Origin of the sequence: Solemya velesiana gill symbiont, from assembly GCF_002020805.1 — a bacterium.
In the GTDB taxonomy this organism is placed as follows: Bacteria; Pseudomonadota; Gammaproteobacteria; order Chromatiales; family Chromatiaceae; genus Sedimenticola_A.
Genome location: NZ_MPRJ01000018.1, coordinates 16,035 through 42,225, shown reverse-complemented (window position 1 = coordinate 42,225; position 26,191 = coordinate 16,035). Strand labels below are relative to the sequence as shown.

General features: G+C 57.0%; 25 protein-coding genes. 8 read left to right on the top strand and 17 right to left on the bottom strand.

Features of this window, described 5'->3' with window-relative positions:
- Positions 1-25 precede the first annotated feature (25 nt).
- Complete coding sequence (locus tag BOW53_RS12905; protein WP_078486254.1) at positions 26-283, top strand: hypothetical protein; 258 nt, start codon at positions 26-28, stop codon at positions 281-283.
- Positions 284-329: 46 nt separating this feature from the next.
- On the top strand, positions 330-929 hold the full coding sequence (mobA, locus tag BOW53_RS04175; protein ID WP_078486253.1) for a molybdenum cofactor guanylyltransferase MobA: 600 nt from the start codon (positions 330-332) through the stop codon (positions 927-929).
- Positions 930-937: 8 nt separating this feature from the next.
- On the opposite strand, the gene hrpB is transcribed toward mobA, so the two are convergent.
- Together hrpB and BOW53_RS04165 are read right to left on the bottom strand one after the other, a co-directional pair.
- Positions 938-3,445 (bottom strand): ATP-dependent helicase HrpB, encoded by a 2,508-nt coding sequence (gene hrpB, locus BOW53_RS04170; RefSeq protein ID WP_078486252.1) that lies wholly within the window; start codon positions 3,443-3,445, stop codon positions 938-940.
- Between the two features lie 10 nt (positions 3,446-3,455).
- Entirely contained in the window at positions 3,456-3,905 is a 450-nt protein-coding gene (locus BOW53_RS04165) for a YtoQ family protein (RefSeq protein ID WP_078486251.1), read from the bottom strand.
- Positions 3,906-3,960: 55 nt separating this feature from the next.
- Here BOW53_RS04165 and ybaK point away from each other — a divergent pair, with 55 nt between their 5' ends.
- The gene (gene ybaK, locus BOW53_RS04160) at positions 3,961-4,446 is read left to right on the top strand and encodes a Cys-tRNA(Pro) deacylase (RefSeq protein WP_078486250.1); all 486 of its coding nucleotides are present in this window, start codon (positions 3,961-3,963) and stop codon (positions 4,444-4,446) included.
- Between the two features lie 8 nt (positions 4,447-4,454).
- On the opposite strand, the gene BOW53_RS04155 is transcribed toward ybaK, so the two are convergent.
- The 4 genes from BOW53_RS04155 to BOW53_RS04140 form a co-directional block, all read right to left on the bottom strand.
- On the bottom strand, positions 4,455-4,637 hold the full coding sequence (locus tag BOW53_RS04155; protein WP_078486249.1) for a hypothetical protein: 183 nt from the start codon (positions 4,635-4,637) through the stop codon (positions 4,455-4,457).
- 4 nt (positions 4,638-4,641) lie between these two features.
- Positions 4,642-6,549 (bottom strand): AAA family ATPase, encoded by a 1,908-nt coding sequence (locus BOW53_RS04150; protein ID WP_078486248.1) that lies wholly within the window; start codon positions 6,547-6,549, stop codon positions 4,642-4,644.
- On the bottom strand, positions 6,546-6,743 hold the full coding sequence (locus tag BOW53_RS04145) for a hypothetical protein (RefSeq protein ID WP_078486247.1): 198 nt from the start codon (positions 6,741-6,743) through the stop codon (positions 6,546-6,548). Before BOW53_RS04145 ends, BOW53_RS04150 begins: the two co-directional genes overlap by 4 nt.
- Before the next feature lie 114 nt (positions 6,744-6,857).
- Positions 6,858-8,678 carry an RNB domain-containing ribonuclease gene (locus tag BOW53_RS04140; RefSeq protein ID WP_078486246.1) on the bottom strand — a complete coding sequence of 607 codons (1,821 nt, stop codon included), beginning with the start codon at positions 8,676-8,678 and terminating at the stop codon, positions 6,858-6,860.
- 184 nt (positions 8,679-8,862) lie between these two features.
- Here BOW53_RS04140 and ygfZ point away from each other — a divergent pair, with 184 nt between their 5' ends.
- The 4 genes from ygfZ (at position 8,863) to BOW53_RS04125 (ending at position 11,380) form a co-directional block, all read left to right on the top strand.
- Positions 8,863-9,894 carry a CAF17-like 4Fe-4S cluster assembly/insertion protein YgfZ gene (gene ygfZ / locus BOW53_RS04135; RefSeq protein ID WP_078486245.1) on the top strand — a complete coding sequence of 344 codons (1,032 nt, stop codon included), beginning with the start codon at positions 8,863-8,865 and terminating at the stop codon, positions 9,892-9,894.
- Between the two features lie 308 nt (positions 9,895-10,202).
- Positions 10,203-10,757: an HDOD domain-containing protein gene (locus BOW53_RS04130; RefSeq protein WP_245831993.1), complete on the top strand. Its 555-nt coding sequence runs from the start codon at positions 10,203-10,205 to the stop codon at positions 10,755-10,757.
- A 46-nt stretch (positions 10,758-10,803) separates the two neighbouring features.
- Positions 10,804-10,971, top strand: coding sequence for a hypothetical protein (locus BOW53_RS13075; RefSeq protein ID WP_245831992.1), 168 nt, complete (start codon positions 10,804-10,806; stop codon positions 10,969-10,971).
- Positions 10,972-11,197: 226 nt separating this feature from the next.
- Positions 11,198-11,380, top strand: a complete 183-nt coding sequence (locus BOW53_RS04125; RefSeq protein WP_078486244.1) for a hypothetical protein — start codon at positions 11,198-11,200, stop codon at positions 11,378-11,380.
- A gap of 102 nt (positions 11,381-11,482) precedes the next feature.
- Here the strand turns inward: BOW53_RS04125 and lysS are convergent, their stop codons facing one another.
- Both lysS and prfB read right to left on the bottom strand, forming a co-directional pair.
- A complete protein-coding gene (lysS, locus tag BOW53_RS04120; protein WP_078486243.1) occupies positions 11,483-12,982 on the bottom strand; it encodes a lysine--tRNA ligase in 1,500 nt (499 codons plus the stop codon).
- A gap of 38 nt (positions 12,983-13,020) precedes the next feature.
- Positions 13,021-14,119, bottom strand: a protein-coding gene (gene prfB, locus BOW53_RS04115) for a peptide chain release factor 2 (RefSeq protein WP_135606992.1) whose coding sequence is annotated in 2 segments (ribosomal slippage) — positions 13,021-14,043 and positions 14,045-14,119 — 1,098 coding nt in all. Because the reading frame shifts where the segments join, the coding sequence is not laid out codon by codon here.
- Positions 14,120-14,346: 227 nt separating this feature from the next.
- Here prfB and BOW53_RS04110 point away from each other — a divergent pair.
- Positions 14,347-15,402, top strand: a complete 1,056-nt coding sequence (locus BOW53_RS04110; protein WP_078486241.1) for a cyclic nucleotide-binding domain-containing protein — start codon at positions 14,347-14,349, stop codon at positions 15,400-15,402.
- Here BOW53_RS04110 and tilS read toward each other — a convergent pair.
- From tilS to BOW53_RS04065, 9 genes are all read right to left on the bottom strand, one after another.
- Positions 15,364-16,713 carry a tRNA lysidine(34) synthetase TilS gene (tilS, locus tag BOW53_RS04105; protein WP_078486240.1) on the bottom strand — a complete coding sequence of 450 codons (1,350 nt, stop codon included), beginning with the start codon at positions 16,711-16,713 and terminating at the stop codon, positions 15,364-15,366. The genes BOW53_RS04110 and tilS overlap by 39 nt on opposite strands.
- Before the next feature lie 116 nt (positions 16,714-16,829).
- Complete coding sequence (gene accA / locus BOW53_RS04100; protein WP_078486239.1) at positions 16,830-17,786, bottom strand: acetyl-CoA carboxylase carboxyl transferase subunit alpha; 957 nt, start codon at positions 17,784-17,786, stop codon at positions 16,830-16,832.
- Positions 17,787-17,893: 107 nt separating this feature from the next.
- On the bottom strand, positions 17,894-21,466 hold the full coding sequence (dnaE, locus tag BOW53_RS04095; protein ID WP_078486238.1) for a DNA polymerase III subunit alpha: 3,573 nt from the start codon (positions 21,464-21,466) through the stop codon (positions 17,894-17,896).
- A gap of 175 nt (positions 21,467-21,641) precedes the next feature.
- On the bottom strand, positions 21,642-22,217 hold the full coding sequence (rnhB, locus tag BOW53_RS04090; protein ID WP_078486237.1) for a ribonuclease HII: 576 nt from the start codon (positions 22,215-22,217) through the stop codon (positions 21,642-21,644).
- Positions 22,214-23,371 carry a lipid-A-disaccharide synthase gene (gene lpxB, locus BOW53_RS04085; RefSeq protein ID WP_078486236.1) on the bottom strand — a complete coding sequence of 386 codons (1,158 nt, stop codon included), beginning with the start codon at positions 23,369-23,371 and terminating at the stop codon, positions 22,214-22,216. The genes rnhB and lpxB overlap by 4 nt, the downstream gene beginning before the upstream one ends.
- 8 nt (positions 23,372-23,379) lie before the next feature.
- Positions 23,380-24,150 (bottom strand): acyl-ACP--UDP-N-acetylglucosamine O-acyltransferase, encoded by a 771-nt coding sequence (gene lpxA / locus BOW53_RS04080; protein ID WP_078486235.1) that lies wholly within the window; start codon positions 24,148-24,150, stop codon positions 23,380-23,382.
- A complete protein-coding gene (gene fabZ, locus BOW53_RS04075) occupies positions 24,147-24,587 on the bottom strand; it encodes a 3-hydroxyacyl-ACP dehydratase FabZ (RefSeq protein ID WP_078486234.1) in 441 nt (146 codons plus the stop codon). Before fabZ ends, lpxA begins: the two co-directional genes overlap by 4 nt.
- A gap of 73 nt (positions 24,588-24,660) precedes the next feature.
- Positions 24,661-25,707 carry a UDP-3-O-(3-hydroxymyristoyl)glucosamine N-acyltransferase gene (gene lpxD / locus BOW53_RS04070; RefSeq protein WP_078486233.1) on the bottom strand — a complete coding sequence of 349 codons (1,047 nt, stop codon included), beginning with the start codon at positions 25,705-25,707 and terminating at the stop codon, positions 24,661-24,663.
- Positions 25,708-25,723: 16 nt separating this feature from the next.
- Positions 25,724-26,167 carry an OmpH/Skp family outer membrane protein gene (locus BOW53_RS04065; protein ID WP_245831991.1) on the bottom strand — a complete coding sequence of 148 codons (444 nt, stop codon included), beginning with the start codon at positions 26,165-26,167 and terminating at the stop codon, positions 25,724-25,726.
- Positions 26,168-26,191: the final 24 nt, after the last annotated feature.

Below are 26,191 nucleotides of genomic sequence, written 5' to 3'. Positions count from 1 at the left end.
AAAAGTGGATTCAAGAGAGCATTTGTTGCTCGATGAGTTTGTCATTGAAGAGGTGCTGGAAATTGCACCTGACAAAAAGTTTCTGGTCTCTCTTGTGAAGAGTTTTGAGCTAGGTACGGGAACAATATCCAAAAACATGGAACAGGCATGCTCAAAGGGTGATACCCGCCATTTCATTGCCCCCCGAGGAAATTCGGTAGGCATGCCTCACGCTGTACCCTCACGACATGCCAGAAACAGCTTCGTTGCCGCGGGTGAACAGATTATAATCCCCGCGTTGTAAAGCGACCGGGTGAAATATCTGGGTTAACCCATCTCTGGAGTTTCCGTTGGATCAGAAAAACAGAATAACCGGCGTGGTCCTTGCCGGGGGAGAAGCGCAAAGGATGGGCGGCATGGACAAGGGCCTCATAGAACTGGCTGGCCGCCCCATGATCGAGTACGTGATCGATGTGCTATCACCCCAGGTGGACGAACTACTCATCAATGCCAACCGCAGCCAGTCCCGATACCTGGCGTACGGCTTTCCGGTATTTGAAGACGCGGTGACGGGATTTGCCGGGCCGCTGGCGGGCATTGCCGCCGCCATCGATCATGCAGCCAGCGACATGATCCTGACCGTCCCCTGCGACGGCCCCTGGCTCCCGGCCGACCTGGCAGTACGCCTCGAACAACGGCTGTTAAAGGAGGATGCGGATATCTGTATCGCCCATGACGGCAACAGAAAGCAGCCTGTTTTCGGTCTCTTTCACCGCAGGGTCGTCACCAGCATCAATAACTTTCTTGAAGCGGGTGACCGTAAACTGCAGCTGTGGCTGAGTACCCAGAAATTCGCTGTTGAAGACTTCTCTGATCATCCTAACGCCTTCATCAATGTGAACACGCCGAAAGAGAAGGCACGGGTGGAAGAGATCCTGCGCAGCCCGTAGCGAGTGGATTACGTTTTAGGCCTGACCCTGGCAGTTGGCACTGCAGACCAGGGGTCGTCAGGCCAGTAGTGCTTGGGGTATCTCCCCTTCAGCTCTTTCTTCACCTCCTGGTAAGTGCGCTCCCAGAATCCACACAGGTCCCGGGTCACCTGGATCGGGCGTTGAGCCGGCGAAAGCAGGTGCAGCTGCAACGCAACCTTGCCGCCACATATGGTCGGTGTATCGGCCAGGCCGAACATCTCCTGCAGTTTCACCGCCAACACGGGATCGCCCTCCTCCACGTAATCGATGCGCTTGCGTGAACCGCTGGGGACCTTGATGTGGGTTGGGACCAGGTCATCCATACGCTGCTGGCTCTCCCAATCCAGCAGCCCGGTCACTACCGCCTTCATATCCAGGCGCTTCAGGTGATCTCTTCTGCTCATACCCGCAAGCCATGGGCCCAGCCAAGTATCGAGTGTTTTCATGAGGCCCTGCTCACTGACATCAGGCCACCCGGCATCCGGCTGCCACTGCCCCAGAAACCTGAGCCGCCTCAGCCACTCTTCACTTTCGCGACTCCAGGGCAAGGCCTTCAAACCCATCTGCCGTACGCCCTCGAGCATCCCCTGCAACTGTGCTTCAGGATCAATCTCTTCGAGTGGCCGGAAAGAGAGCACAACTGCACCGAGACGCTCCTCTTCCCGGGCTGTCACGGCAGCACTCGCCTTGTCCCATCCTATCTGGGTCTCCCGTGATATGCGCCTGGTGTGAGAGGAACTGATCTCATCCAACCTTATCTCTGCCGCCAGAAAAACCCGGCCCTCGGAACGTCCCGCGTCAAGTTGGGCCATGACCAGGAACTCCGAACCACACAACCGGTCTCCTTCAGGCAAACGCGCACCACGCCCCCCGGCCAGGAGATAACCCTCGCCATCTGGAGACCTGCGTTTGGCGATGCGGTCAGGAAAAGCGAGTCCCAGCAACCCCCCTGTGGACAGTTCGAGCAGTGTCGCTTCAGAGACCTTGGCACGCCGCCATTGCCTGCTCGCTTGCTCCACCCTTCGACACGCGTTGTGGTCGATGCCCGGCATCCTTCTCTTGCCCTGCTCACGCCAGGTGTTCAACAGCTGAAGGCGGTCATCGATATCCACCGGCAGCACATCACCACCCCTCTCACGCCTTAACAGGTCACGTTCCGTGAGAATGGCCGCCAGGTCCGCTGCAAGGGAGATCTGTCCACTGCTGCAGGCGTAATTCAGCATATGTCCCAGCCTGGGGTGTACGGCGCTTTCAACCATGCGACCGCCTGTCTCTGTTATGCGCCCTTTTTCGTCTATTGCCTCAAGGTCCAGGAGCAGCGATTTTGCCTGGGCGTATGCCCCTTTCGGCGGTGAATCCAGCCAGCGAAGATCGGCGGGATCAGCCACACCCCAGCTGGCCAGTTCCAGGGCAAGCTGGGCTAGATCGGCACCCTGGATCTCCGGTGGCGTGTGTGCATTGAGCAGGGAGTGCTCCGATGCGGTCCAGAGCCTGTAGCAGACACCGGGGCCAAGTCGCCCCGCCCTGCCGGCGCGCTGGTCTGCTGATGCCAGGGATACCCGCAGGGTCTGCAACCGGGTGAGGCCGCTGTTGGGATCGAACTGCGGCAACCGGGACCAACCGCTGTCCACCACGCAGGCAATCCCTTCGATGGTCAGGCTGGTCTCGGCAATGGAGGTCGCCAATACCACGCGGCGTCTGCCGCCTTCATCGGGCAATATGGCCCTGTCCTGAGCCTCCTTCGACAGATTACCGTAAAGCGAACAGACAACAACTTCTGAACCGAGTTGTTCGTTGAGCAGTTGCTCGGCCTGGCGTATCTCCCCGGTACAGGGTAGAAACACCAGGATATCGCCGTTCTCCGTGTTAAGTGCTCGCAGCACGGCATTGACCGTAACCTTGGCAGTGAGACCCTCTGCCCGCTTCTCGAGATAGTGAATGTCCACCGGGTAACTGCGCCCTTCTCCCTTCACTACCGGTGCATCATTCAGCAGGCTGGAGATCCGACCGGTATCCAGGGTCGCAGACATCACAAGCAGCCGCAGGTCATCCCGCAGGACGCCCTGAACGTCGTTACACAGTGCCAACGCAAGGTCAGCGTGCAGGCTGCGCTCGTGAAACTCATCGAATATCACGAGGCTCACGCCATCGAGCTCGGGATCGTGCTGCAGTCTTCGCGTGAGGATGCCCTCGGTCACCACCTCGACTCTGGTCTGCCTGGAGACGCAGCTGTCAAAACGCACACGGTAACCGACCTGGGCCCCTATCTTTTCACCCAGCAGCTGCGCCATGCGCAACGCAGATGCCCTGGTTGCCAGGCGGCGCGGTTCCAGCATCAGGATCTTCTTCCCGGCCAGCCAGGACTCGTCAAGCAGTTCAAGGGGCACAATGGTGGTCTTGCCCGACCCGGGCGGAGCGGAAAGAACCACCGAGGAGGCGTTCGCCAGGGCCTCCCTCAGGTCAGGAAGAACAGCGTGTATCGGAAGGGATTCCATTCAGGAGGCTTCAACGTTCCCGGGTTATGTACTTCAGGATCTCAACCACCTGCTCAGGTGTCTCGGCCACGGCCTGGGCGGCAGCGTCCACCTCCTTGAGGGCATGGGTCAGCTCAGGTGCATGCAGAATGATGGTGGACTTGCCGAGGGCTGAGGCATACCCCGCATCAAAGGCTGCATTCCACTGTTTGTATTTATCACCAAAGCGCACTACTACCAGGTCCGCCTCCTCGATCATTTTCCGGGTGCGGATGGCATTGATCTTTGCCGCCTTGTGATCCCGCCAGAAAGGATTGATCTCCTCCCCCAGCAGCTTTTCCCCGCACTCGTCGCTGTCGGCATGATCGGTGATGGGCCCGGTGAAGAGCATGGAGAGCTCTGCCTCCTCCGCGCCCTCGATTATCTGTTCACGCCAATCGGTATGGATCTCCCCAGATAGATAGACAATCCAGTCGTACATGCTCCTCTCATCCTGATTATGAAACTCTGTCGATTATTCCGTTATGATACTTCCAATGGCAAAACAGAAACACCCGACCACCCAGGCCGTACGCGCCCTGCGCCAGGCAAAGATTCCTTTTGAAGGCTTCCCCTATACCTACGAAGAGGGCGGCGGCACTGCGCTGTTTGCGAAGCTGTTCGACGTGGATGAGCGCCAGGTGATCAAGACCCTGATCATGGAAGACGAACGGAAACAGCCGCTGATCGTTCTGATGCATGGCGACCGGGAGGTCTCTACCAAGGCACTGGCCCGCCAGATCGGGGTCAAGTCGATCCAGCCGTGCAATCCCAAGGATGCAGACCGCTACTGCGGCTACCAGGTAGGGGGCACCTCCCCCTTCGGCACGCGAAAGAAAATGCCCGTCTACTGCGAGGCGGGCATTCTTGAGCTGGAGAAGATCTACATCAACGGAGGTAAGCGGGGTTACATCATCTCGATGCAGTCACAGGATATGGCCAGGCTGCTTAACCCCACACCGGTCTCCGCAGCTCAAGACTGACCCCGGCTTCATTTATTGCGCTTTCGGGTCACCCAGCCAACCAGCCCAACAGCGCCGAAGAGTGCGGCGATCATGGCGTGGTTGCGCTCCATGCCCAGTGCCAGGTAGCCGGCAGCCCCGCCCCCTATGGCACCGAAAGCGAGGCCGCGCATGAAGCTGCAGAAGGCACAGCTTTCGTAACGATCGGTCATGGCGCTAGTAATGGGTCTCTTCTCCAATCGGCATTGGCTGATCAGTTGGCGCGGAAGCCAGTACCTGCTGCTCCGTCACCAACTCACGCTGCTCCCTATTACAGGTAATAGGCAGATCGAAGACGTGGTCGTTCGGGAACTCCTGGGCCACGATCCAGACCTGGGTGATCTCATCACTGAGATCGGGCAGTACCTTGAGTGAGCTGCGGGTACGTTCCTGGTCGAAGAAGGCAAAGGGTTCATCCAGAAAGATGAACTGCTTGCCCACCACGGTGCTGTTGACCAGCTCCTGGGAGAGGACCAGGCGTACCGCCAGCATGATCTGGCGCTGGGTACCGCTGGAGATCTCTTCCAAGTCCATGAAATCCCGTTTCTCGTTGGAGAAGACACGGACAGTGAGGTCCCCGTCTATCTGCAGGTGTTCGTAACGGTTATCCGTGAACAGTGGCAGCGTACGCCCCACCAGGTCGCGCAGATCGCGATTGAAGCGCTGGGAGAGCTGCTTGGTGGCACCAGCCAGCAGTTCGGACGCCAGTTCCCGCTGACGGATTTCCTGACGGTGCTCCTCCATCTTCTGTTCCAGGGCCTGCTCCACGTCGTTGAGCTTCTCTGCCTTGGACAGGCGATCCTTCTCGCTCCAGATCTCCTGCTCAAGCTTGATGAGACGCTCTTGCTGCTGCTGGCGCTCACGTCGCATCCGGGCCAGTTCCCGGCCGACGGAATCCCGCACTTCGAAGGGTGAAGCCTGGGCGGCAGCAATGCGCTGGCAGATGGCGGCAATCTCGGTATCGGCGGGGGGCAAGTCCTCCTCTTCAGAGGTATCGTCTTCCGATTCCACCTGTTGTTCTGTCTCAGGCACTGCCTCGTAAATGGCGGACAATTTCTCTGAGAGCTCAGTCGCAGATTGGTTCAGCCTGGTAATGCGGCTGGTGAGGACACCACCCCGGATCATCAGGAAAACAAGCAGAATGCCGAACCCTATAGCGACGTAGAGCAACCAGGGCAGATACTGGGCTCCCCACTGGGGGATCTGCTGTTGCAGCAGGCCATCGAGCTGCTGGGCATAGGGGTGCTCGGGCATACGGGTCAGCAGGCCCCAACTGGCCCCGGCAATCAGGGTCAGCAACAAGGAGATGAAACGGAAAAAGCGCGTTATTCCCCGTGCAGAGGTGGCCGACTTTATCTTGGGGTCTGCATCTTGGTAAGCGGTGGACGCAGCGTCCAGTTCCTCGATCTCCCCCTGGAGTTGGCTCTCTGAGGCAACCAGTTGTTCACGCTCACTCTCCAGGGCATTCAACTGGCCGGGGTCGATGGCAAGATCCTCCAGTTCCTGGTCGATGTCGGCGATCTCCTGGTCCAGTTCGCTGATGGCCGCCTCTTCGTGGCGGACCTCTTCTTCGAACTCGTAGGAGACATACTCCAGGGAGGTGATCCCGGCCATCGCCTTCACGGCATAGCTGTGAGGATGAGGCGTGGTGATCTCCCGCTGGGCCAGGTAGAACGATTCGATGAACTCATCGTAGCCATAACCCAGGATGTCGTAGATGGCGTTGTCCACATCTTCGACACCCCTGGCGATGGGATTCTCGGACTCTCCCACCAAGTTGAGGCGCACGCCGTGGTTGCCGTCGCGATCCAGAAAACGGGCCACCTCGTAGTGGGTCTGGTCACTTGATTTGAAACAGAGATTGACGGAGCAGTGGTTCTCACCCCAGCGGATCATCTTCACGAGTTCGCTGGGCTCCAGTGAAAAGGTGCGTCCGAACAGGGCGAAACAGATCGTCTCGCCGATCGTGCTCTTGCCGGACTCGTTGGGACCGCCGATGGCGATCACGCCGGACTCGGGCAGGCCTTTAAGATCCAGGGCGTCGTACTTGAGAACATCCCGTGCGGTGATATCGGTAATGATCATGCGTAACCCTCGTCTTCCAGGGCACGTAGACGGCGAAGGGTCATCTCCATCGCTTCCCTGTATTCGTCCTCTTCGATGGGTTCACCGGAGTTGCGGCGGCGTTCGAACTCCGCTTCGCAGTAATCGGTAAAGTCCTGGGAAGGTCCCTGCAGCTCGGATGTGCTGAGGGGTTTGACCTCAAGCTCTGCGGTCATGTCTGCTCTCCGTATGAATCTGTCTGTTTCCGGTCAATCACCGGTTTTAACAGTTGTTGTTTTTTTAGTCGTTCCAGTATAGGGAGCGGGCCTCGAAAAAGCGAGATCCTGCCACTATTCAATCACCCTGAACCAAGCGGTGAGATCCGCCAGGTCGACCTCCCTGACAGCCAGCCTGATCTCCTGGTCGAGGGGTACTTCCCGGCGCAGCCTCACCCTGGTCTCCATGGCCAGTTCCGGAATAATGACCGTGGCCCGCTTGTCGTTCATCTCGACCACGACCCCCGTCCCCTGCCACAGGGAGTTTCTCTGCAGGTAGACCATTTTCCAATGGGTGTTGGAGAAACGTTCTGCACGACGTATCGCGCCACCCGTCCCGTCTGTGGCACCGATACGCTCCGTGATGTCACTGACCGCCAACAGGGTTTCACCCTTGAGATGGGCACGCAGCTGCTGGTGGGTGACAAGGTCGAGGTATCGCCGCAAAGGGCTGGTGGTGCGGGTATACACTTCCAGGCCCAGGCCGGAATGGGCCTCCTCGACCGCTTTCGACTGGGAGGGTTTCATCTGGCGCCGGTATGCGTACATCTGTGCCATGCCTTCGGGCTCCGCCCTGGCATCGGGCGGAGGCTGGGTGGCAAACGGCACGGGGATATCCCGTACGATGGCGTAGCGCGCCACCGCCTCCCCCGCCATCAGCATGGCATCGGTGACCATCTGGCGGCTATCCAGGCGTTTCAGGGGTTTTATTCTTATGTTTTCATCATTGACCCGGACACTGACCTCGGGCAGGTCGATGGAGGCTGCGCCGGCAACCTTGCGCCGGTTACGGTAGCGTTCCGCCAGCTGATACAGCGTGGCGAATGGCTCTTCTCCCATCCGTTCATTGATCTCTGCATAACTGTGGCGACTCACTCTCACCAGGCTGGCGGCGACCTCCAACTCCTGGGGCTCACCCTGTTCGTCGAGCCGGAACCCGAAGGAGAGCGCCGGAGAGATCTCCTGCAGGCCAAGACCAAGGATATCGGTGATTGCCGGTGGCAACATGTGCACGATGCGCTCGGGAATGTAGAGATTGGCCGCTCTCTCCCTGGCCTCCAGGTCGAGTTCCGAATCGGGCGTGACCAGGGCTGCAACATCTGCAACATGCACCCAGATTCGATCCCCGTCGAGACTGATGGCATCGTCCGGATCCTGGCTCCCCTCGTCGTCAATGGCATAGGCCGCCAGGTGGGTCAGGTCGAGCCGCTCCTCCCGGGGCAGTTCCGGCAGGGAGTGGTCGGGATCGACTTCCACCAGTGACTGTCTCGCGGGATAGGGGTTGTGAGTCGCTTCCCAGTAGCCGACATCCACCAGCATGCGGTGTGCATTCTCGGCGCTCTCCTGGTGCCCCAGTGCCTGAAGGATGCGACTCCTGTCATTCACCTTGAGGGCCATGCGCTCAACCTCTGAAAGGCGCTCCCTGTCCCCCTCTTCGAGGGCACGGGACCGCAGGCGCTCCAGGAAAGTCTCCCTGTCGCGCTCCGCGGCCGCTTTGGCTTCGCATTGCGCCCTGTCCTCTGCGATCTGGGCTTCCGACCGTACCTTGATATTTTCCGGGGTTCCTTCGAAGTAGAGCCCTTCGGCCACCAGTTGCCAGGCTGCCCATGCCGTGGTCGGCGTGTAATCGCCAAAGGCCAGCTCCGCCAACTCCTCCAGGTGGGTCTCTCCCCCCTCCAGGAGGGCCCACGCCTCGTCTACATTCCCTGCGGGATCACCGAGGTCCCCCAGGCTCTTCAGGGGGCCGGGATGGAGTATGGCGATATCCTTGGGCCGTACCCGTTTGCTCTTGCACCCGTCCAGGGTGATATCGATTTTGTCGCTTACGGCAGTAACGATTGCCGGCCTGATCTTGTAGAGGGCCAGGCTGCCAGCGGAGGGGCGATGGTCAAACATGAAATTCCCGTGAAACTACCATGGATAAATACGTATTAGCAGATGGGCTATGGTACCCTCTTGAGCAGTGTTCTGTCCCATGAGACAACATGGATTGCATATCGTTTGACCGATGCCTTGCATATCGGGCTTGCAGACACCACCTTCAACTCCAGCATTACGGATTGAGAGAGAGTTTAGAATAATGAATAGCGAGTGGAAAACTTTCCTGGAGAGCCAATCTGGCCAAATCGACGATAACGGCGGCGTCAACTTCCAGACGACGGAGAGTCAACCTGCCTGCGCCCTTTTCGATCTCTCCCATCTGGGTCTCGTCAGCGTCAGCGGTGAAGATGCAGAAGCCTTTCTCCAGGGCCAGGTCACCAACAATGTCCAGGAGGTGACAGAGAGCCACTCCCAGATGAGCAGCTACTGCACGCCCAAAGGGCGCATGATGGCCAATTTCAGGGTTATTCGCCATAACAGAGCCTATCTTCTGCAGATGCCCCTGGAGACGATGGATGCGGTGACGAAACGACTGCCCATGTTCATCCTCATGTCCAAGGTGGAGGTAAAGGATGCCAGTGATGAACTGGTCAGCATGGGCGTTGCCGGAGATTGTGCCCTGGACCTTCTGAGCAAGCGCTTCAGCCAGCTTCCCGAAAACTTTGGCGACGCCCTGTCTGAACAGGAGATCACAATGGTCTGCCTGCCGGGGGAGAGCCCCAGGTTCGAGTTGATTGGATCCGCAGAGAATATGATTTCACTCTGGAGTGAACTGGCTGCCGGCGGCGCTGTCGCCGCCAATCGTGAACGGTGGTCATTGATGGATATCCGAGCGGGGATCCCAACCGTGCTGAAACCCACCATCGAGGCCTTCGTACCCCAGATGACCAATATGCAGCTGATCGATGGTGTCAGTTTCACCAAGGGGTGTTATACCGGCCAGGAGGTGGTCGCCCGAATGAAGTACCTGGGCAAACTCAAGCGCCGCATGTACCTGGCTCAAGGCGACAGTGAACAACCGCCGGCACCCGGGGACGAGCTCTTCTCCTCCATCAGCCAGTCCGGTCAGGGCGCAGGGCGCATTGTGGACGCCCAACCCTCCCCTGACGGCGGCTACGAATTGCTTGCTGTTGCTGAGATCGCGAGTATCGAAGCCGATGACCTGCATCTTTCAGCTGCCGACGGCCCCAAGCTCACCTTTCGGGAGCTGCCCTACGACTTTGAGGCATAGATCCCAAAACGGTTCTGAATAACAGGCCCCAGGTAAACGGTGATGTTCAATCAAGGGCTGATTTGTAAACTCTGAATTATTCGTTTAGGGAAATCCCTAAAAGCGTTCCATGCTCTTCGCGCAATTTGTCCGGCTCTTCGCTGTGCTCCGCGAAGTTCCCTAAACAACACAGCAAACTGCCGACAAATGGAGAAGGATTCCATTTTCCCTTTAGAAGAAAATCAACAATGATCAATACAGCAGAATTTTAAGAGAAGCTCCAGCAGGCCATTGCAGACGAACAGATCACGCTGCCCACCCTCCCGGAGGTGGCCCTGCGCATTCGTGATGCTGTAGACAGCGCGGACTCGTCGGCAGACGAGATAGCAGACCTGGTTGCAACCGACGCTGCACTCAGTACCCGGCTGCTGCAAGTTGCCAACAGCCCGCTTTACCGGGGCCAGGTACCTATTGAAAGCATACAGATGGCGATCACCCGCCTGGGTATCACCCTGGTTCGGAGCCTGGTGATCAGCCTTGCCATGAAACAGATTTTCCAGGCCACCACGGATGCTGTTGACACGCGCCTCAGGGCGGTCTGGAAAAACAGTGTACAGGTGGCGGCCATCAGCCGCGTGCTGTCCCAGGTACTGCCCAACCTCGACCCCAACCAGGCGATGCTGGCCGGTCTCATTCAAAATATCGGCACCCTGCCGATCCTGATGTTCGCGGAATCCTTTCCTGAACTGATGGAAGATGACAAGCAGCTTGACCAGCTTATTGAATCCCTTACTCCTGAGATCAGTGAACAGATCCTGGACGGTTGGAATTTTCCCGAACCCCCTTGTCCACGTAGCCAAGTACAGCCACAACCTGGATTATGACAACGGGCCATCCGCTGACTACGTGGATGTGGTTCTGGTAGCCCGATTGCAGAGCCAGGACCCCGACCTTGCTGACCATGCCGACTGGGCCGAGATCCCCTCGTTTCGAAGAGTCGGCCTGGAGCCTGAAGTTGAGGCAATCAGCATGGAAGGTGCTGCAGAGGAGATCCAGGAGCAAGCGAGTCTTCGACCTCGTGAAAGATTTTCCCTCTAGCGTGCTGCGCACACGACGGGCAAGCAGTGCGGCCTCACGGCTACCGGGGACTAACCGCCTCGGCTTTCAGCCTTCCATGGCGGTCAGCGGTTGAAGAGATTTTCCTCTAAATCACAGGCATCTTGCTTGTAATCTAATTCCCACAGCAATTGGGGATTCCTGCCAATTACAACCTGGGATAGAGGGACTACCCTTACAGTAGGCTCATTAATGGAGTGGAGTCTCAATGGATTTATCAACGGAAGATAGAATCGAGCTTTACCGCAAGGAGATTGAGCGGCATACACCCCCTATGTCACATCATGACATTTTCATGAACGATGTCTTTCAGTTTCTCCTGAAGTCTGCCCTGGAACAGAAAGCGTTCGAAGATGGCTCCGGGGGGACGACTGTACAGGAAACAGGCTAGATCCTGTTAAAATAAAGAAACGCCATGCCGCTTTACGGACCGGCATGGCGTTTTTTATTGACCCGGCGACCAAGTATGTCGCCGGGTTGATCCCGCGGTGAATCAGATTTCTGCCCGCATATGGGGGAACAGCAGTACGTCCCGTATCGACGGGGAATCGGTGAACAGCATCACCAGGCGGTCGATGCCGATCCCTTCACCCGCGGTGGGCGGCAGGCCATGTTCCAGCGCACGAATATAGTCAGCGTCGAAATGCATCGCCTCCTCGTCGCCCGCCTCTTTTTCCTCCACCTGTTTGCGAAATCGTTTGGCCTGGTCTTCGGCGTCATTGAGCTCCGAGAACCCGTTGGCGATCTCACGTCCACCCACGAAGAATTCGAACCGATCGGTGACGAAGGGGTCATCGTCGTTGCGACGGGCCAGGGGTGAAACCTCGGTCGGGTATGCGGTGATAAAGGTGGGGTTCATCAGGCGGTGTTCCACCGTCTTCTCGAAGATTTCGATCTGCACCTTGCCCAGACCGTAAGAGTCCTTCAAGGGAATCTCCAACCGGGTTGCAAGCGCCCTCGCCTGCTCCGGGTCGTCCAGTTCGGCCTCGCTGATCTCAGGATTGAAATGCAAGATGGACTCTTCCACCGTCATCCTGGCAAACGGTTTGCCGAAATCGAGGTTCTCACCCTGGTAGTTGAGGGTGGTGGAACCCAGGACTTCCATTGCCAGGGCCCGCAGCATGTCTTCCGTGAGGTTCATTAGGTCATGGTAGTCGGCATAGGCCTCGTAGAACTCTAGCATGGTGAACTCGGGATTATGGCGGGTGGAGAGGCCCTCGTTGCGGAAGTTACGGTTGATCTCGTAGACCCTTTCAAAACCACCCACCACCAGGCGCTTCAGGTAGAGCTCAGGCGCAATACGCAGAAACAGCTGCATATCCAGGGCGTAGTGATGGGTGGCGAACGGGCGAGCTGTGGCGCCTCCCGGAATCGCTTGCATCATGGGCGTCTCCACTTCCAGGAAATTGCGCCCATTGAGGTAGTTGCGGATGAACTGAACCATCTGGGTGCGCACCCGGAAGGTGTCCCTGGATGCCTCGTTCATGATCAGGTCCAGGTAACGCTGGCGATAGCGCTGCTCCTGGTCGGTGAGTCCGTGAAACTTCTCGGGGAGTGGACGCAGGGACTTGGTGAGCAACTGGATCTCGTCACAACGCACGGAAAGTTCGCCGGTCTTGGTCTTGAACAGCTGCCCTTCGGCACCGACGATATCACCCACGTCCCACTCTTTCTTGAACTGCTGATTGTAGACCCCTTCAGGCAGCGCGTCGCGCTGTACAAACACCTGGATACGGCCTGACATGTCCTGGATGTGGGCAAAACTCGCTTTGCCCATGATGCGCCGGCTCATCATGCGGCCCGCCACCCTGACACGGACAGCCATCTCTTCCAGCTCTTCACCGCTCTTCTCCCCATACTCGGCATGGAGTTCACCGGCCATCACGTTGCGGCGGAAATCATTTGGGAAAGCGATGCCGCGCTCACGAATCTGCTCGAGCTTCTCTCGGCGCTGGACTATCAGCTTGTTTTCGTCCTGGACTTGATCAGTCATGGTCTAACTCAAATATGCTATGTAAGTGTTAACAGGCCCTATAGGCCGCTCTTCAGGCTGGCCTCGATGAAAAGGTCCAGACCGCCGTCGAGCACCGCCTGTGTATTGCCGGTCTCAACACCGGTTCGCAGATCCTTGATCCGGGATTGGTCCAGCACGTAGGAGCGGATCTGGCTACCCCAGCCGATATCCGATTTCGTCTCTTCCAACGCCTGCTGATCTGCACTGCGCTTCTGCATCTCCAGCTCATAGAGCTTGGCCTTGAGCTGCTTCATCGCCTGGTCCTTGTTCTTGTGCTGGGAACGGTCGTTCTGGCACTGGACCACGGTGTTGGTGGGCATATGGGTAATACGCACCGCCGACTCGGTACGGTTGACATGCTGACCGCCGGCACCGCTCGCCCGGTAGACATCGATGCGCAAATCCGCCGGATTGATATCGATCTCGATAGAGTCGTCGATCTCCGGTGAGACAAAGACTGCAGCAAATGACGTATGGCGCCGGTTGCCCGAATCGAAGGGAGACTTGCGCACCAGGCGGTGTACCCCGATCTCGGTGCGCAGCCAGCCGAAAGCATACTCACCGTCGAACTTGATGGTGGCTGATTTGATGCCCGCCACGTCGCCTAGAGACACTTCCATCAACTCGGTCTTGAAACCGCGGGCCTCCCCCCAGCGCAGGTACATGCGCAGAAGCATCTCCGCCCAGTCCTGTGCCTCCGTACCACCGGAACCCGCCTGAATATCGAGGAAGCAGTGATTGGAATCCATTTCGCCGGAGAACATGCGGCGGAATTCGAGACCGGAAACCTTGTTTTCGTAAAGCTCCAGATCGGCGACCACGGCATCCACCGTATCCTCGTCGCCCTCCTCTACTGCCATCTCCAGAAGATCGGCCGTATCAACAAGCCCCGAATCCAGCTCTTCCAGGGTCAGCACCACGCCCTCCAGGGAGGCACGCTCCTTGCCAAGCGCCTGGGCTTGATCGGGATTGTTCCAGATCTCCGGATCTTCCAGTTCGCGCAGGACCTCGGTCAGTCGCTCTTTCTTCTCAGGGAAGTCAAAGATACCCCCTAAGCGCTTCCGAGCGCTCTTTCAATTCACTGATTTTATTAGTGATGGGATTCAAGTCCTGCATGGTCAGCCTCACATGGAACGGAGCGCGAATATTACACTACTAGTGGGCCATACGGGAAGTGCGCATCTTCGCGCCACAGTGGGGGAAATCACTCTTTTCACTTGTCAGCATTGAGTTTATACCGTAGCTTATCTCTGAAAGCGCTTCCCATGATTTTTCACCTGATCCAGGCAGAGTATTAAGACAAACGCCAAGCCACCCAAGTTGGCGATTATTGATCACGACACATGGAAATCGACCTCAACAAATTCAGGAAGCTGATCCCGATCAACTCCTTGTACGAGGATAATCTCCTCCACCTAGCAAGGGAGAGCACCCTCGAGCGCCGCAGCAAGGGTGAAATCCTGTTTGAAATCGGAGATCAAAGTCCTGACTCTCTTTTTCTCATGGAGGGAGAAGTGCTTGAGATCAGTGTTGAAAATCAAAAAAAGATAGTTCGTGCCGGCACGGAAGAGGCCCACTATGCACTGGCCAACCTCAGACCGCGCCAATTCAGAGCACAAGTCACCTCGGAAACAGCAGTTATCGCGCGGGTCGACTCCAAGCTGCTGGACAAGATGCTGGCCTGGGGCCAGTTCGCCCCTTCCGCCTCCACGGAAGGCATGGAGGTGGCGGAATTTGAAGGCAATGGAGTCGAAGATGGAGAGTGGATGATGGCCATGCTCCAGACCTCGGCCTTTTTGAAACTCCCCTCGGCAAACATTCAACTGCTGTTCCAGAAAATGAAAGAGTATCCCGTGAAGGAGGGAGATGTAGTCATCAAACAGGGAGACCCTGGCGACTACTACTACATGATCAAGGCGGGGCGCTGCAAGGTCACCCGACCCAGTGACTCGGGAACAACCGTACTGGCGGAACTCGACCGCTGCGACAGTTTCGGTGAAGAGGCCTTGATATCCGACGTGCCACGCAATGCCACGATCACCATGTTGACTGACGGAACCCTGATGCGGGTTTCGAAAAATGACTTCCTCAAACTGCTGAAGGAGCCCCTGCTGAACTGGGTGGATCTGAAAAAGGCCAGCAAGATGGTGCGCGAGGGTGCTGTACGCCTGGATGTGCGCCTGGAGAGCGAATTCAAGAAATCCCGCATAAAAGGAGCCGTCAATATCCCTCTCTACATGCTGCGACTGAGAGCCCCCCGGCTGGACAGAACCAGAAAATACATTTTGTATTGCGATACCGGCCTGCGCAGTTCAGCGGCTGCATTCCTGCTCAGCCAGCGCGGCTACCAGGTCTTTGTGCTAAAAGGCGGTCTCTCGGCTCTGCCGCGTCATCACTAGCCATTCTCCCTGTTCTTCAGATTTGGCCTGAAAAGGCTCGCATACGACCAAGTCACCAATCGCTGCCAGCTCCCCATCGATAAAAAGCAACGGTGTACGCCACCGCTCCCAGGGTGGAACCCCGTGCTCCTGGAAAAGCTTTTTCAGGCTGATGCTGATACCCCGGCCTGCCGGTCTGCATTTGAGCCCCTCCTGCCTGAAGCGCACACGCAATACCCCCTGGCGCCAGCGCTCACCATCGATGCCTCCATGTCCGGTTCGCTTTGTGAGCACGCCGATACCGCTGGGCAGTTCCAACTCACTTTCACCATCCCAGGCGAGCTCTACCGATGAGTCCGGATAAGGAAGACGCGGCATGAGATAGAGTGATCCGCGATAACGGCGCAGTTCCGCAGCATCCCAGCTGACCACTGGATTACGGTCGTCACCTGCCCCGAGCACTTCACTCTGAATCTGGTTTATGCGCCTGCTGTTGGGGGCCCTGAAACCGCTCTCCCTGATCCACATACACAGGACCGAACGCTGCCGGGCCGGTTCCAATGCCGACACACCCTCGATGGAGAGGGCATTGTCTTCAGGGTTGAGAACTGTCGCCAGGTCATCCGCTGCAATCCGGTCGATCTCACCCTGGGCCTCGGCACAGTACGAGGCACTGCGTGCAAGGGTCTGTTTCACACTCGGCCAACGCTCGAGCAACTTCGGCATGACACTGTTGCGCAGAAAATTCCGGTCGTAACGGGGATCGAGATTACTTTCATCTTCCACCCAGCTGAGACCATGCTTTTCCCCGTAGTCTTCCAGTTGGCTTCGGGAAAAACTCAACAGTGGTCGCACCAAGCGGCCTGGACCAAAGGGAATCGCTTCAGGCATGGCGGCCATCCCTTTCAGACCAGCTCCCCTGAACAGCTGAAGAAGAAGTGTTTCAGCCTGGTCATCCAGGTGATGTGCGGTAAGCAGCAGGTCGCCATTATGCATCAGTTCCCGGATCGCCCCGTAACGCGCGTTTCTGGCGATCTCCTCGACACTTTCGCCCCGCTGCAGTTTCAGAGTGAGGGTGATGGTCTCCAGGGGAATGTTCAGTGAACGGCAAGTCTCGACACAGTGGGCTGCCCACTGTTCAGCTCCTTCCTGCAGGCCGTGGTTCACGTGCACGGCCAGAACTGGTGAGGATAGGTGCTCTCTCAGGGATGCGAGAGCATGCAACAGGACCTGGGAGTCGCAACCCCCGCTATAGGCAACGATATACCGCCCTACAGAGTCGGGGGTTAATGAAATCAGACGATCGTGGAGATGATCCCTATTGAATTCCATTGATCACAGCCGCAGCAATAGTGAATGATGCTTCACTCCCAATATTAACCCGGTACCAAAAAAGAAAAGGCCGGCATTACCCGGCCTTTTCCGATCAGTTCACAACCCGACCAGCCTCAGTTGGAATGTTGACCGTAGGACATCAGGCGTTGGTAACGGTCTTCAAGCAACTTGTCCGTGGGTACCGTACCCAGGTGTTCCAGCGACTCGATCAGTGCATGCTTGAGGTTTCTGGCCATGGTATCCACATCGCGGTGCGCACCACCCAGGGGTTCGGGCACAATGGTGTCGATCAACTCCAGGTCTTTGAGACGATCAGAGGTAATCGCCATAGCCTCTGCAGCCAGGGATGCCTTGTCGGCGCTCTTCCACAGGATCGATGCACAACCCTCGGGTGAAATCACGGAATAGGTGCTGTACTCCAGCATCATCACTCGATCGCCTACGCCGATCGCCAGGGCGCCGCCTGAACCGCCTTCACCCATCACGGTGCAGATAATCGGCGTCTTGAGGCCAGCCATCACCTTGAGGTTACGTGCAATCGCCTCGCTCTGCCCCCGCTCTTCGGCATCGATGCCGGGATAGGCACCCGGCGTGTCGATGAAGGTAAGAATAGGCATCTTGAAGCGCTCTGCCATCTCCATCAGACGCAAGGCCTTGCGGTAGCCCTCCGGACGGGGCATACCAAAATTGCGATAGAGCTTCTCCTTGGTATCGCGTCCTTTCTGGTGTCCGATGACCATAACGGAAACACCATCCAGCCTTGCCACACCGCCGACAATTGCATGATCATCGGCGAAAGCACGATCACCGTGCAATTCCTGGAAATCATCGAAAATACGCTCGATGTAGTCGAACATGTAGGGGCGCTGAGGGTGCCGCGCCAGCTGGGCGATCTGCCAGGGTTTAAGATTTGAGAATATGGACTCTGTCAGGGCACGGCTCTTGGTTTCCAGGCGGGTAACCTCGTCATGGATGTTGATCTCGTTATCGTCCCCGACAAGACGCAATTCTTCGATTTTCGCCTCGAGTTCGGCGATAGGTTGCTCAAATTCAAGAAAGTTCAGATTCATAGGGCGAAATATACCGGATTCAGAACTGTTATTACAGGGTATTTACATATATTGAACCGGGATCCGGCGTTTGAAATCCCGAGCTGCTGCTGCCGACAAACCAACCATCAACCGGCCATTGCAGCGCCATTCTCCGGCATCTGTTTTCGTGGACCGTAGACCACCTCCACACGACCGGGGCCCAGCATCCTTTCGAGCCGTTTGATCAGTTCGTCCGTGGGCCTTACCCGCCATTCATCTCCCAGCATCATGGTTCCCATGGCCGTTGTGCCTGAATAGGTCAGCCGCAATCCGCAGTTCCCCCCTTGGTAGGTAGCTAGCAGTTGACTGAGTTCACGGACAAAGCCGGCAGCCGAGTAGCTGCCATCCTGGAACCGGTTCCAGTCCACCTGCAGTCGCAGGTAACTGGCATAGGCGTCCCTGGCCTGTTCGAACTCCATCAGGTGGTCGACCCGAATGCTCAGACCGCCCCGGTACTCGTCGTAGTTGAGGGTTCCCGACACCGCCAGTATCTTATCACCCACCAGCAGCTCCCGGTAGGTCTCATAGACTTCTGAAAAGAGTGTTGCCTCTATTCGCGCAGTCCGGTCGTCCAGTGTCACGGTACCCATCCGGCCCCGCTGGGTCTGCCGGTGACTGACCGACAGCGCCAATCCGGCCACCATAACCCTTGGGCCACCCCGTCTGCGGAATCCACCATCCCCACCACCGTTGCCGCCATCGAGAGACAGGTTCGCTATGCGCGAACAGCCCAGTCCGGAGAGTTCGGCTCCATAACGATCGATGGGGTGGCCGGTAAGGTAGAGGCCCAGGGTCTCCTTTTCGCCCTGAAGCCTGATTTCGTCATCCCACTCTTCGGTGTCCTGGGGCACCACCTGCAGGTCGGCTCCCATCTTGGGCTCCGGGTCGGCCATGCCGAACAGATCGTCCTGCCCTGCCGCTTGCATCTCGTGGTGCTGCTCGGCCATCTTCAGGGCCAGGGGTAGCTGGGCCATGAGGCTGGCCCGGTTGGCACCCAGTTCATCCAACGCACCTGCACGTATGAGAGATTCAAGCACCCGGCGGTTTGCCTTTCGCAAATCGATGCGACGGCAGAATTCGAACAGATCATTGTAGGACCCACCCGACTTGCGTCCCTCGATGAAGCTCTCGATAGCCGACTCGCCAACGCCCTTGATTGCACCCAGGCCATAGATCACCGTGTCATCGCCATCCACAGTGAACATGAACTCCGAGTGATTGACATGGGGAGGGTCGACCTTGAGCTTCATGGACCGGCACTCCTCGATTAGGGTGACCACCTTCTCGGTGGTATCCATGTCTGCTGAGAGCACTGCCGCCATGAATGCTGCCGGGTAGTGCACTTTGAGCCACATGGTCTGGTATGAAACCAGTGCGTAGGCAGCGGAGTGGGACTTGTTGAAGCCGTAACCCGCGAACTTCTCCATCAGGTCGAAAATGTAGGTGGCGGTGTCTGCCTCTACGCCTCGTTCTACTGCCCCTGTACGGAAGATCTCGCCCTGCTTTTTCATCTCCTCGTGCTTCTTCTTACCCATTGCGCGGCGCAGCAGGTCCGCCCCACCCAGGCTGTAGCCTGCCAGGACCTGGGCAATCTGCATCACCTGTTCCTGGTAGAGAATCACGCCATAAGTGGATCTTAGAATCGGTTCGAGATCGGGATGAGGATAGACCACCTCCTGGTGACCATGTTTACGGGCAATAAAGTCATCCACCATTCCCGACTGCAGGGGCCCCGGGCGGAACAGTGCCACAAGCGCTGTAATGTCATCGAAGCAGTCGGGCTGGAGCTTTTTGATCAACTCCTTCATACCCCGGGATTCCAGCTGGAAGACCGCGGTTGTCTCGCAGTTCTTGAGAAGACGGAAGGAGGCCTCGTCATCCACCGGTATGGCCGAGATGTCCACCGGCTCAAGCCCTTGGGACTGGCGCTCGGTATTGACGGTCTTCAATGCCCAATCGACGATAGTCAGGGTACGCAGACCGAGAAAGTCGAACTTCACGAGGCCCACCTGTTCCACGTCGTCCTTGTCGAACTGGGTGACCAGGTTCTCTCCCCCGGGCTCGCAGTAGAGGGGGGTGAAATCGGTCAGCTTGCCGGGGGAGATGACCACGCCTCCTGCATGTTTGCCGGCATTGCGTGACAAGCCCTCCAGCTTCTTGGCCATGTCGATCAGGGCGGTGACCTCTTCCTCGCGCTTATAGGCCTGGCCCAGGTCTTCGCTCTCCTTCAGCGCCTTGTCCAGGGTCATACCGATCTCGAAGGGGATCATCTTGGCTACCTTGTCGGTGAAGCCGTAGGGATGTCCCAGTACGCGTCCTACATCACGCACCACCGCTTTCGCCGCCATGGAGCCGTAGGTGATGATCTGGGACACCGAGTCGCGGCCGTAGCGCTGTGCCACGTAGTCGATAACCCGGTCGCGATTGTCCATGCAGAAGTCCACGTCGAAGTCGGGCATGGAGACACGTTCGGGATTGAGAAAGCGTTCGAACAGCAGATCGTGCTCTATGGGATCGAGGTCGGTGATTTTCAATGCGTAAGCGACGATGGAACCGGCACCGGATCCACGCCCCGGACCTACGGGTATGCCGTTGTCCTTGGCCCACTGTATGAAGTCGGCCACGATCAGGAAGTACCCGGGAAATCCCATCTGGTTGATCACGTCCAACTCAATCTGAAGGCGATCTTCGTAGACTTTGCGCTTACTCTGGTACTCCGAGTCATCTTCAGAGAGTATGCGCTGCAGGCGCCACTCCAGTCCCTTGTAGGACTCGGCGGAGAAAAACTCTTCGATGGTCATCCCCTCGGGGATGGGAAAATCCGGTAGAAAATTCTTACCCAGGGTCAGCTCTATGTTGCAGCGCTTGGCAATCTCTACACTGTTCTCCAGCGCCTCGGGGATATCGGAGAAGAGTTCATGCATCTCCTCTATTGAGCGCAGATACTGCTGGTCACTATAGTTTTTCGGTCGCCGCGGATCATCGAGAGTGCGCCCTTCATGGATGCAGACCCTGACCTCGTGGGCTTCGAAATCCTCCGAGTTGAGAAAGCGCACTTCATTGGTCGCAACTACCGGAACACCATGAGCCAGGGCCAGATCGACGCTGGCATGGAGGCACTCCTCCTCGTTCGCCCTGGCGGTACGGTGGATCTCAAGGTAGTATCGATCGCCAAAGATGCTCAGCCATTGCTCCAGCAGTCTGTCGGCGTCCTGACGATTGCCAGCCAGAATGGCCCTGCCCACATCGCCCAACCGTCCGCCGGACAGGGCGATAACACCTTCACATGTTTCACGGGTCAGCCATTCACGCTCCATCATGGCCCGCCCCAGGTGTTGCCCTTCGCGATAGCTTCGGGACACCAGCTCAGTCAGGTTCCTGTAGCCCCGGTTATTCTGAACCAGGAACACCATGCGGTAGGGATTGTTGGGATCTTCCGGGTCGCGAATCCAGGCGTCGACCCCGCAAATCGGTTTTACACCGGCAGCAACGGCCGCCTTGTAAAACCGAACCAGCGCGAAAAGATTGGATTGATCCGTGACCGCGACGGCCGGCATGCCCGCCTTGGCCGCTGCACCCACAAGGGGTTTGATACGCACCAGCCCATCGACCAGTGAGTACTCTGAATGAACCCGCAAATGGACAAACTGTTTCGACATATGATTTTTATTGAGGGAGCTGCCTTGTCAGCCACCTGCTAATTCTCGTATCTGCCTGGGTCCTGTGCAACACACAATCTCGTGACAAACAGCTTTCGTCTTCATGCAAACCAACGATCACACAATACTTCCCATTAAATTTCATGTGCTTGCAGGCGTATCTGTATGACCTTTATTAAGCCGTGAGAAGGCGCTTCACAGGACCGAAGGAGCGTCGGTGTATTTCCGTGACGCCCAGTTCGGCAAGGGCCTCCAGGTGGGCCTTGGTAGGATAGCCCTTGTGCTTGGCCAGGCCATAACCCGGGTATCGTTCGTCCAGGGCGATCATCTCCCTGTCCCTGGCAACCTTCGCGATGATCGATGCAGCACTGATAACCGGTACGCTGTTGTCACCACCGACAATTGCCTCTGCACTGCACAGCAACTGAGGACAGCGATTTCCATCCACCAGGGCGTGATGTGGGGCAACTGACAGTGCCTCCACTGCACGCTTCATGGCCAGCAGGCTTGCCTGGAGGATATTCAACCGGTCGATCTCCTCCACCTCTGCCCTGCCCAACGCCCAGGCCAGGGAACACGACTTGATCTCCTCATCAAGCCTCTCACGCCGCTTTTCAGTCAGCTTTTTCGAGTCGGCCAATCCGGCTATCTCGCGACCAGGATCGAGAATCACGACTGCAGCCACCACAGGGCCCGCGAGAGGACCCCGCCCGACTTCGTCGACACCGGCTATCAATCGGGTATCACTCATGAGCCTGGCCTGCCGCGGATCAGTTCCAGAACGGCACCAGCTGCTGTTTCTGCAGCATTCAGCCGCATGTGCTTATGGATTTCACCATAGACGGAACGGATTTCAGCACGCCGCTCTGGCGCGTTCAGCAGTTCCATCAGTGCTGGACCGAGCTGTTCAGGATTACACTCATCCTGTAGAAACTCGGGAGCCAAAGGCTCGGGGGAGAGAAGGTTGGCCATAGCAAAATGCGGAATTTTCAGTAGATCGAACGTATTGACCAACCAATAGGTCAGCCAGTGGAGTCTGTAACCGACCACCATCGGACGTTTCAACAGCAAAGTCTCAAGGGTTGCAGTTCCAGAAGCGGTAAGGACCTGGTCCGAGGAGAGAATGGCATCCCTGGAACTCCCATCCACCAGGTGTATTGGCAAGTCGGGAGCGAGTCGTTCCAGTTCCGACTCGAAGGCTTCACGTATCCTGGCGTTGACCAGGGGTGTGACAAACTGCAACCTGGGCTCCCTTTCATGGCACCACTGGGCGGTGCGTATGAAAGTTTCGGACAGCCCCTTCAGTTCGCTCATCCGGCTGCCGGGCAGTATCCCGATCACGGGGACATCTGCCGGGATGCCAAGCCTTTCCCTTGAGGCAGTTGCATCGTTTTCCAGGGGGATTTCATCCGCCAGCGGATGCCCTACGCAGGCAACCGGCACATCGTGTTCCCGTAGAAAATCGACCTCGAAGGGAAAGATGCTCAGCATCAGGCCCACTGCCTTGTGTACCTTTTTGACCCGCTTCTGGCGCCATGCCCAAACCGTTGGGCTGACGAAATGCACGGTCTTGATCCCTGACTCCCGCAGCCGGGTTTCCAGCTGCAGATTAAAATCGGGCGCATCCACACCAATGAAGACATCAGGTGGATTCTCCACGAAGTGTTTGAACAGCGCCTTCCGGGTTGAGATCAGCGAAGGCAGGTGCTTCAGCACCTCGGCCAGCCCCATGACCGGGTCGATCACCGCAAGGCTTTTGCACCCCTCCCCTGCCATTGCAGGTCCTGTCATCCCTTCAAACTGGATATCGGGATGCTTGGTTCGCAGCGCACGTATCAAAGAGGCAGCAAGATGATCTCCCGAGACCTCGTTGGCCACGATGCCGACTCTTAGGGTATCTGCCATGGAAAGTGTTAGCGGACTATGCCGCGATCGCTTTTTTGAAGGAAATCGGTATACAGGGAAACTTCCGGAAAATCCCGGGCCAGTGCGTCCAATGCTTCCCTGGCTTCCTCCAGTTTGAGTCCCCTCATATAAATCAGCTTGTAACCTTCCTTGATCGCCGCTATGGCATCAGCGCTGAAATCCCGCCGTTTAAGTCCTTCGGAGTTGATACCGTGGGGTTTTGCCGGATGACCACTGACTGTGACATAGGGCGGCATGTCCTTGTTGACGGCTGAACCCATGGCGCAGAAACTGTGTGCACCGATGTGGCTGAACTGGTGGGCTATTGTGAAGCCTCCCAGTATTGCCCAGTCATCGATAACGGTATGACCGCCAAGGGATGCGGCGTTGGCCATGATGACGTGATTTCCTATCCTGCAGTCATGGGCAACATGGGTATAAGCCATTAACAGGTTGTCATTGCCAATCTGTGTCACCCCGGCATCCTGGGCAGTACCCCGGTTGATGGTCGTGAATTCACGGATTACGTTGCGGTCACCAATCTCGAGACGGGTACGCTCCCCCGCATATTTCTTATCCTGGGGGTCCTCGCCTACTGAAGCGAATTGGAAGATGCGGTTATCTTCTCCAATTGAGGTCTCCCCTTTGATAACCACATGCGGCCCAATGTCGGTTCCCTTGCCTACCTGAACGCCAGGTCCAATCACCGTAAACGGGCCGACCTTAACGGACTCGTCCAGCTCCGCCTTGGGATCAATGATGGCACAGGGATGGATCAATCGTTGAATTCCTTTGCCGTGCACATGATGTCAGCAGTAGCCGCAATTTTTCCATCAACCTTTGCCGTGCAGGAAAAAACGCCGATACCCCGTTTCATGTTGTTGAGGAAAACCTCTATTTCCAGTTGGTCTCCAGGCTCTACAGGCCGCTTGAACCTGGCCTTGTCGATTCCGACGAACAGGTACAGGGAATTTTCTCCCACCGTGGAAGGGTCCGACTCCATGGCCAGCAGGCCTGTTGCCTGGGCCATTGCCTCGACAATCAGGACACCAGGCATGACCGGTCGTATCGGAAAATGGCCATTGAAAAAAGGCTCATTGATGCTGACATTCTTGACTGCCAGAAGGCGTTTGTCTTTCTCAAACTCCTTCACCCGGTCAATCAGCAGGAACGGGTAGCGGTGCGGCAGAAGGCGCATCACCTTGTGAATATCCATTGTGCTCAAAACTTCCCCTCCAGACAGGTGATCATCACATTGATCCCGTCGCAGAAACTATAAAATTCTATTCTCAGTCGTCTGTTGCTTCTTTTTCGGCCTGTTGGGCAACCTGCTTTTCAAGCTGCTTCAGTCGCCGTGCCATATCATCCAGCTGTCTCGTCCTTGCGATGGTTTTCCTCCATTCGGAATTCGGAGTTGCCGGCAGATTGCCGCTGTACAGCCCTGGCTCCTTGACAGAACGACTGACCAGGCTCATGGCCGAGAAATGGGTGTTATCACCAAGTTCGAGATGCCCCACTACCACGACTCCCCCACCAAAGGTACAGTGGGCGCCAATGGTTGTTGAGCCGGCCACCCCTGTACAACCTGCCATTGCGCTGTGGGCGCCAACATGTACGTTGTGAGCGATCTGTATCTGGTTGTCCAGCTTGACCCCTTGCTCAATGACAGTATCTCGCAGGGCACCCCGGTCAACCGTGGTGTTGGCGCCAATCTCCACGTCGTCGCCTACGACCACATTTCCGAGTTGCGGGACCTTCTCCCAAACGCCGTTATCGTTGGCGAAGCCGAAACCATCACTTCCTATGACCACGCCTGGATGGATGATGGCCCGCTTTCCGATACGGCTGCCCTTGCAAACCGTCACATTGGCCACCAGTCGGCTCTCCTCGCCAACTGAAGTATCGCACTCAAGCACACTGCCAGGACCTATGTATGCCCCGGGGCCCACATGCGCACCGGCGCTTACCACGGCACAGGGACCGATATACGCAAGACTGTCTACATGCACCCCCTCATCAACGAAGGCCGATGGGTGAATACCGCCCGCCACAGGCGGCCTTGGATTCAAAAGCGCAGAAACTCTTGCATAAGCAAGATAGGGATTGTCACAAACCAGCGCATTGACCGGGCACCCCTCAGCGAACTCAGCCCCCAGAATCACCGCTGAAGCCCGTGTTGTTGACAGGTATTTTCGATACTTGTTGTTTGCTAGAAAGCAGATGGCCCCTTCACCATCGGCATCCTGAATCGTATCGACCCTGTCTATCAGACAACCGGGATCGCCCTGCAACTGCGCATCCACAGCCCGGGCAAGCGCTTCAAGCCGAGTAGCCATAATTTTTCCCGGCAGGTTACTTGCTGCCTCCGGATGTAGCCTGGGCATTGAGTTTATCCAGGACATCTTCGGTGATGTCCAACCGCTTGCTCGCATACACAACACCCGGCACGTTGCTAAGCACCAGATCGAGCTTCCTTTCCTCTGCAACCTGGTTGATCACCTCGGAAATATACTTCAGCAGCTTATTGGTCTCTTCGGAGCGACGAAGATTAAGGTCCTCGCGAAATTCGTCCCGGGAGTTCTTGAGTTGACGCTTGCGTGAACGGATATCCTGCTCTAGGCGTTTCGCCTCATCCGCACTCATCACTGCGCTATCCCGCTCCAGTTTTTCTTCCAGTGTTTTCAACTTCTTCTGCTTGCCAACCAGATCATTATTGCGGCTTTTGAACTCCGCGTCCAATTTTTTGCTGGCAGCATTATTTTGTGGTGACTTGGCCAACAGATAATTGATATTCACCACGCCAATCCTGAGCTCTTCGGA